The sequence below is a fragment of the Paenibacillus sp. 01T431 genome (genome assembly GCF_056398625.1).
Genome location: NZ_JBFTPT010000025.1, coordinates 72,712 through 79,586 on the forward strand (window position 1 = coordinate 72,712; position 6,875 = coordinate 79,586).

General features: G+C 43.4%; 9 protein-coding genes and 1 rRNA gene. 1 reads left to right on the top strand and 9 read right to left on the bottom strand.

Annotated elements, in window-relative coordinates:
* The 8 genes from AC1DM9_RS30875 to AC1DM9_RS30910 all read right to left on the bottom strand — a co-directional run bounded on the left by AC1DM9_RS30875 (position 1) and on the right by AC1DM9_RS30910 (position 5,796).
* Entirely contained in the window at positions 1-402 is a 402-nt protein-coding gene (locus tag AC1DM9_RS30875) for an initiation-control protein YabA (RefSeq protein WP_076271267.1), read from the bottom strand.
* 62 nt (positions 403-464) lie between these two features.
* Positions 465-1,268, bottom strand: a complete 804-nt coding sequence (locus AC1DM9_RS30880) for a PSP1 domain-containing protein (protein WP_053373398.1) — start codon at positions 1,266-1,268, stop codon at positions 465-467.
* Positions 1,269-1,271: 3 nt separating this feature from the next.
* Positions 1,272-2,249, bottom strand: coding sequence for a DNA polymerase III subunit delta' (gene holB / locus AC1DM9_RS30885; RefSeq protein WP_076271266.1), 978 nt, complete (start codon positions 2,247-2,249; stop codon positions 1,272-1,274).
* Between the two features lie 33 nt (positions 2,250-2,282).
* Positions 2,283-2,726 (bottom strand): YaaR family protein, encoded by a 444-nt coding sequence (locus AC1DM9_RS30890; RefSeq protein ID WP_076271265.1) that lies wholly within the window; start codon positions 2,724-2,726, stop codon positions 2,283-2,285.
* A gap of 16 nt (positions 2,727-2,742) precedes the next feature.
* Positions 2,743-3,072, bottom strand: coding sequence for a cyclic-di-AMP receptor (locus AC1DM9_RS30895; RefSeq protein WP_054025787.1), 330 nt, complete (start codon positions 3,070-3,072; stop codon positions 2,743-2,745).
* Positions 3,073-3,199: 127 nt separating this feature from the next.
* Positions 3,200-3,856, bottom strand: a complete 657-nt coding sequence (gene tmk / locus AC1DM9_RS30900) for a dTMP kinase (protein WP_339205851.1) — start codon at positions 3,854-3,856, stop codon at positions 3,200-3,202.
* Between the two features lie 113 nt (positions 3,857-3,969).
* Positions 3,970-5,499: an aminotransferase class I/II-fold pyridoxal phosphate-dependent enzyme gene (locus AC1DM9_RS30905; protein ID WP_477511745.1), complete on the bottom strand. Its 1,530-nt coding sequence runs from the start codon at positions 5,497-5,499 to the stop codon at positions 3,970-3,972.
* Between the two features lie 105 nt (positions 5,500-5,604).
* On the bottom strand, positions 5,605-5,796 hold the full coding sequence (locus AC1DM9_RS30910; protein WP_339205847.1) for a sigma factor G inhibitor Gin: 192 nt from the start codon (positions 5,794-5,796) through the stop codon (positions 5,605-5,607).
* Positions 5,797-6,028: 232 nt separating this feature from the next.
* Here AC1DM9_RS30910 and AC1DM9_RS30915 point away from each other — a divergent pair, with 232 nt between their 5' ends.
* On the top strand, positions 6,029-6,559 hold the full coding sequence (locus tag AC1DM9_RS30915; protein ID WP_076271261.1) for a hypothetical protein: 531 nt from the start codon (positions 6,029-6,031) through the stop codon (positions 6,557-6,559).
* 111 nt (positions 6,560-6,670) lie between these two features.
* On the opposite strand, the gene rrf is transcribed toward AC1DM9_RS30915, so the two are convergent.
* Positions 6,671-6,787: ribosomal RNA gene (gene rrf, locus AC1DM9_RS30920) — 5S ribosomal RNA — on the bottom strand.
* Positions 6,788-6,875: the final 88 nt, after the last annotated feature.

The window sequence follows — 6,875 nt, forward strand, 5'->3', positions numbered from 1 at the left end:
CTATTTATTAAGAAAGGATAGACAGAATAAACAGTCGCCTTCCGTCCGCAAATGCCCGTAATAAACGTTGCATATGTGGAATCCTTCGTGATACAACCGAGTTAAGTTGTCATGGCCTTCACCAATAGCTGCTCCCGCTTCCGCGAATGCATGGTCAGTGATGACCTGTTCCTCTTTGCTTACTCCCGGTTTAATTCCTTTGGCTGGAGCTGCAACAACTTCATGCTCTAGCTCAGCCTCTCTCTTAAACAACTGACGCAGCTGGTTGTTCTCCTCACTTAGACGCTTATTATCCTCGAGCAGCTCTTTTACCTTCTGCTTCAAGTCCGTAAGCTCCTTATGGAACACACCTACTTGGTTATCCAGCTCGTCCATTTTCGCAAAAATATTGTTCTTCTCCAAGTTCCCACCCCAGAGCTTCAAGCGTGAGTGTAACCTCACCCGTGAGAATCGCACTCTGCCGCTTATTTGATGACGACATCATCCATCGACAGTTCTTTCGGTTTACCTGGTGTATCAAATAATTGCACATACACACTTTTGGTGGATGTATTAATACCAGTTACCTTACCTTCACCATATGAGGTGACTACGAATTTTCCAATTGCCGGAAGTTCTTCTCGAATGCTTTCGTAATTGTCATGCTCATATTTCAGACAGCACATGAGACGACCGCATAATCCAGAAATTTTTGTCGGATTAAGCGATAAGTTCTGATCCTTGGCCATCTTGATCGATACGGGCTCAAAATCACCCAGCCAAGAGGAGCAGCAAAGCACTCGTCCACATGGACCAATACCACCGAGCATCTTTGCTTCGTCCCGAACTCCGATTTGTCTGAGTTCAATCCGAGTTCGAAATACGCTGGCTAAATCTTTTACTAGCTCGCGAAAGTCAACTCGGCCTTCTGCCGTAAAATAAAAAATAATTTTGTTACGGTCAAACGTAAACTCAACGTCAACTAACTTCATGCGAAGCTGATGACCTTTAATTTTTTCAAGACAAGTAGAAAACGCATTTTTGGCTGCGGCGCGATTTTCTTCAACAACTTTTGCATCCACATCGCTTGCAATACGTATCACTTTCTTAAGAGGAAGAACAACATCCGATTCACCGACTTGCTTCTGTCCCACCACCACTTTACCGTATTCGATTCCGCGTGCTGTTTCAACAATAACATGTTGTTCCTTATCCACGGGATGCTCAACCGGATCAAAGTAATAGATCTTGCCCGCTTTCTTGAAGCGGACGCCGATGACATTATACAAGAATTAGCCCTCCTGTAAGTTTACCAATAGTTGCTCAAATGCGAGCTGGGGCGTAACATTCGCTCGCATACGCTTACTCGCTTCTAACGTATGCTCGATGCAGGACACCCAACCTGCGAACGAACGATTAAATGCATGTTTACTTATCCAATCCAACTGATCTATAAAAACGATGTTGTCCTGCCTGCCGGCCTGGAACTGTATCAAATCTTTAAACCATATAACTAATAACGACAACAGCAGTTGCGTATGCTCTACCAAATCTGTTTTAAATAGCTGTTGTCCAGCAGTGATCATCGCCGCGGTGAATCGGGTCAAACTCTCCTTGCCTAATTGTATCACTAGGGTTCTGATTTCTGCAAACTGATTCTGCTGGAGAAATTGTCTTGCACCGTCTAAACCTGATGTTAATTGAACAACGGTTCGGGCTAAAATAGATGGAGCACCCTCAGCAATAAGAGTTTGCAGCATAATCTCAGGCGACATCGGCAGGAAAGGCACCCACTGCGTTCGAGAACGAATAGTAGGAAGAACAGCTTGTCCATTATCCGTAATCAGAATAGCAACAACTGGCGACAACGGTTCTTCCAAAAATTTCAGTAAACTATTCGCAGCCTGCAGCGTCATTTTGTCAGCTTGCTCTATCATATACACTTTGCGCTTCGTCCCGCTATTGCGATAAGAAAAGTCTCGCTGCAGCTCGCGAATTTGATCAATTTTTATGGACTGGCCATCTGGCGCTATCGTCGTTAAGTCTGTCTGATTGCCATGTTCAAATTTTCTGCACTCCAAGCATTCCCCGCAAGCAGCGGCAATACCTGCCGTACAGAACAATGCCTTTGAAAATTCGCGAGCCATCGCCATTCTTCCCGTACCTGAAGGACCATTAAATAAATAGGCATGAGAAATTTTACCGCTCTGCAAAGCGTGGGTCAAAATCCGCTGCGCTTTCCATTGCCCCGGAATATTTTCGAAGCTCATCGCCGTTCCTTACCTTTCCCTGCTCTCTTATCATCAAAACAATAAATTAATAAGAAGGCCTCGTATCTCACCGATCCTGTTAAGCAAGTCAATTCTTCCTTGCTCACTGTCGAGTAAATCCTCAGCCATGGAGACGAGTGTCGCATCGATCTCATCCAGCAGTTTATATCGTTTAATTCGTCCTCTGCGATCGAAGCCTTTGACTTCCTTCAGCACAACGCCGCGCCGGATGGTGTCCTCCAAAAATTGCTTGATCATTTGACGATAAATTTTCAATTCACGGACAGTCATCACTCTAGCAAGTCGATCACCTTGTCTATGAATGTCCTGCAGCTTCAGTTGAAGCTGCTCTTGTGTACGATCAGCATCCTGCTGAACCATCACATCAGCAAAGCTTCTTGGCTGTATCTGTTTGTTTGTGGCTTCGTTGTTTGTACGGTTTTGTCCCAATGGTCGAAAGCCTTGATCAATTTTCACCCTATATCACGCCCATTCAGAAATGCTCAAATCGTTCAACAGGCATTACGAATACAGCTGCTCCACCAACCTGTACTTCAACAGGGAAAGGAATATAGGAATCTGTTGATCCGCCCATCGGTGATACAGGAGTAACCAATTGGTCTCTTACTTTGCAATTTGCATTAATGACTTGAAGAACCTCATGTACTCTCTCATCCTCAATACCAATCATAAAGGTAGTATTGCCTGCTCTTAGAAATCCACCCGTACTTGCCAGCTTCGTTGCTCTAAACCCTTCACGAACAAGTGCATTTGACAGTCTGTTGCTATCCTTATCTTGAATAACCGCGATTACTAATTTCATCTTCATTCCCCCTTGACTACTATTAGAATAGGTTATTAATAACTTGCAATTTTAACCATTAAACCATTTATTGAATCTCAAGCCCCATAACGACAAATCTCTTGATGCATAGAATTACGTCTATACTTTAAAGTTTGACATCGGTTGCAAAAAATCCTGCAAAACGCTCATCAATTGCTGATAAAACGTCAGCAAACACCAAATCCGCACTATTTTCGGCATTTACAAGCACGATTCGTTCCGGGTTCTGCTGCAACAGCTTCATATAGCCTTCTCGCACCTTCTCATGGAAAGACTGCTTCTCTAGGTCTAAACGATTGATTTCTCTCTCTGATGCTTGTGCGATACGTCCGAGACCTACTTCCGGAGACACATCCATGTAGATCGTCAGATCAGGCATCACTTCTTTAATCGCGAATTGATTGATGGCCCAGACCTCATCTATCCCAAGCCCACGCGCATAACCTTGATAAGCCAAGCTGCTATCTACAAAGCGGTCACAAATAACAAACTCGCCTTTCTCCAGTGCTGGAACGACCTTTTCCACCAAATGCTGTCTTCTCGCAGCTGCATAAAGCAGTGCTTCTGTTCTTGCATCCATTGCAGTATTCTCGCGATCCAATATAACGGCACGAATCTGTTCTGCAATGGGAATGCCTCCTGGTTCTCTCGTCGTCGTGATCGACTTTCCCCTTTGAAGCATTATATTCGTCAATTGTTCAATCAGTGTCGATTTGCCGGCTCCTTCGCCGCCTTCTATGGTAATGAATACACCTTTTTTCAAACTAAGGCTTCTCCTAACGTTATGTTAACTATACTTTCTTCTATATTAACAAAGCGGTACTCCTAGTACAATCAACATTTACTTCAAGTTCATAATCGTTCTGCTATTTAAGCTTATTCAGGGTAAACAGCTATGGTATTCATCATTCCATCAGCAGCGCCTTGAAACTTTGCACCCATCTCGGCAAGCTTTTGTATATGCTCAATTAACTCTGCCGTGATTCTCTCTCCTGGATACAAAATAGCGATGCCAGGCGGATAAGGTATAACCATCTCTGCTGATATATGATGTACAGCATCTTTCAGCTGTATTCGCTCACTTGATTTGTTCTTAAACCTAGATCTCGCAAACGAAACAGGCTCTGATATCAAGCGGCTCTCATGACAGGTAATTATTGAAGCTGCTGGCGTCGCACACCCCTCTTTATCATCAGGCATCAGCCCATCAGAGTTGTTATTTGTCGTAGCATTGGACTCAAGTGTCTCAACAGCCTCCTGCAGCCTCTTTATGTCCTCTAATGATGTCTGAATACCGACAACAAGTACAATATACTTAGGATCTGCCATCTCAGCAAAACAGCCATGCTGCTCCAGGTGCTTCAGCAGCTCATAACCGGTTCGCTTACCGCTAGAATCGTATAACACTAGTCGCAGCGGATCTGATCGCAAGTCTGATTCGCTATTTTCATCGATTTTCATCTCCCGTATAACGGATGAGTGACGATGCAGCCATTGACGGAAAAACGCCGCTGATTCAAGACTTTGTTTAAAAAGATCAGCACCCAAAGCATCAATCATTGCTCGGGAAATATCTATTGAAGCCAAAATCGGAAACGACGGGCTTGAGCTTTGAATCATCGCAAGCGACTGACGCAGCAATTCCCTTGATATTCTTTTGCCTTGAATGTGAAGAAGCGCCCCCATCGTAAGTGTCGGCAATGTTTTATGCGCTGACTGTACAACGCCGTCTGCTCCCTCTGACATTGCCGACTGCGGAAAAGCTGGCTCCAAGCCATAATGCGCACCATGTGCTTCATCTATGAAAATCGGCTTATTATACCGATGGACAGTCTCAACATATGATTTAAGTTTCACACTAATACCGTAATAATTCGGGTTAGTCAAAAAGACAGCTTTTGCATCAGGATATTCAATAAGCGCTTCTTCCACTTGCTGGACAGAAGGAATCGTTGCTAACCCCGATAACGGTTCAATCTGAGGCGAGAGGAACACTGCTTTGGCCCCAGCAAGCTTCAAACCATTTATAATGGATTTATGTACATTCCGCTGAACGATAACAATATCATCTGGATCACATGCGGCGAGCAGTAGCGCCATATTCCCAGAGGTGCTTCCTCCAACCAAAAAGTAAGTCTCCTCTGAACCAAATGTTTTTGCAGCCAATTGCTGTGCTTCTTTAATAGAAGCTTCAGGATGATGCAAATCGTCGGTTGATGATATTTCAGTTAAATCAAGCTGCATTATTTTATAAAAATAATCGACTACATCATCATTTAATTGATCATTCCATGATGGTTGCTTAAGTGCTTGTCCCCCATGATGGCCGGGTACGTGAAATCCGACTGGCTTGGTACGGGTATGATTCACAAGCGCTTCAAATAACGGAGCAATAAAGGGCTTCATTGTTTATGTACAATCCTCTCCAGTAAACATTCATTCCTATTTCTATTATATATAATATTCAATAAACACTACAAAAAAAGAGCAGCTTCTGTAATCAGAAACCGCTCATGCATTTTTACCCAAAAATATTTGCTTCATTTGATTAATGAAAAAAGGATATTTGGCATCTTTAACATCTGTTCTTATCATTTCCGCTTCACAGGTATCACAGATAAAACCGGTCACTATCCGAATACCCTGACCTTCAGCCTTTTCCTCGTTACAAATAATACACTGATACTCGCGATTATCGTCCATAACAATCCCCGCTTTCTGATCGTCCCTTATTAACTATTATTATGACACATAGTCTATCTATTTATACTTGTTTCATAGCGCATTTCAAATATTTATATATCGTATGCCCCGTATGGGCTAATGGTTACAGCATATGTAAAAATGTTTCATAAAGCTATGGACAGAATGCTTGTAAATACCGATATAGTTAACGAGAGTCACAGTATCTCTGAGAAGGAAAGGAAAAGTAAATATGCGTCAAAAATTATCTGAACAACAAAATGCTACAATTTATCAATATCAGCTTGTAAAACGAAAAATCATTCGCCCTGAGCTTATTCAGAGCCATTTGCTTATTGCAGCCGTATTATTGGCTTTCCAAATGCTTATGTATGAAATGGATGGTCTATTTTCATGGCTTTTCGGCTTTGCAGTCGTGCAGATCATCCATATCGCGATTATACTGCTTACTTTTATCCGAGTGGACGAAGCAGCTGACAGGCAATGGGTGTGGCGTATTACACCCCCATGGATTGGATTTAAACCGGCTAATGATATCAAGCTGTTCCTATTTCGCCGAGTTCATCGTCATATGTTCTGGATCGGCCTTTGTGCCATTGCGCTTCTATATCCATGGATCAAAGAATCATTGATGATTAGCATTGTAAGTTGGCACCTATGGCTGCTGATCCCGCGTATGCTTCTGTCCTTCTCTTTCCGTAAGGAGCAGAAGGACGGCGTACTTAGGCTTCAGTCTAGAGAAGCATCTTATTACCGCAGATAACAAAGAGGCCTTAGAAGCTCATGCAGAGCGTTCTAAGGCCTCAATTTTTAATCGAAATTAGATACGGAAGAAACAAAAAACCTATCGCATCACATGCGATAGGTCTCTCGTGCTTGGCGACGTCCTACTCTCCCAAGACCCTGCGGTCTAAGTACCATCGGCGCTGAAGGGCTTAACGGTCGTGTTCGGTATGGGAACGCGTGGTTCCCCTCCGCCATCGCCACCAAACGTAGCGTGTTGCACGCTGAAAACTGGATACGAAAGATTAGGCTTGCTGAAGCCTTTATGCTGCTGTCTACTGGATGTATGGGTCACA

Coding starts and splice junctions, on each gene's coding strand:
- holB (WP_076271266.1), bottom strand. CDS start 2,249: ATGAGCTTCGAAAATATTCCGGGGCAATGGAAAGCGCAGCGGATTTTG.
- AC1DM9_RS30895 (WP_054025787.1), bottom strand. CDS start 3,072: ATGAAATTAGTAATCGCGGTTATTCAAGATAAGGATAGCAACAGACTG.
- AC1DM9_RS30910 (WP_339205847.1), bottom strand. CDS start 5,796: ATGGACGATAATCGCGAGTATCAGTGTATTATTTGTAACGAGGAAAAG.
- AC1DM9_RS30915 (WP_076271261.1), top strand. CDS start 6,029: ATGCGTCAAAAATTATCTGAACAACAAAATGCTACAATTTATCAATAT.
- AC1DM9_RS30905 (WP_477511745.1), bottom strand. CDS start 5,499: ATGAAGCCCTTTATTGCTCCGTTATTTGAAGCGCTTGTGAATCATACC.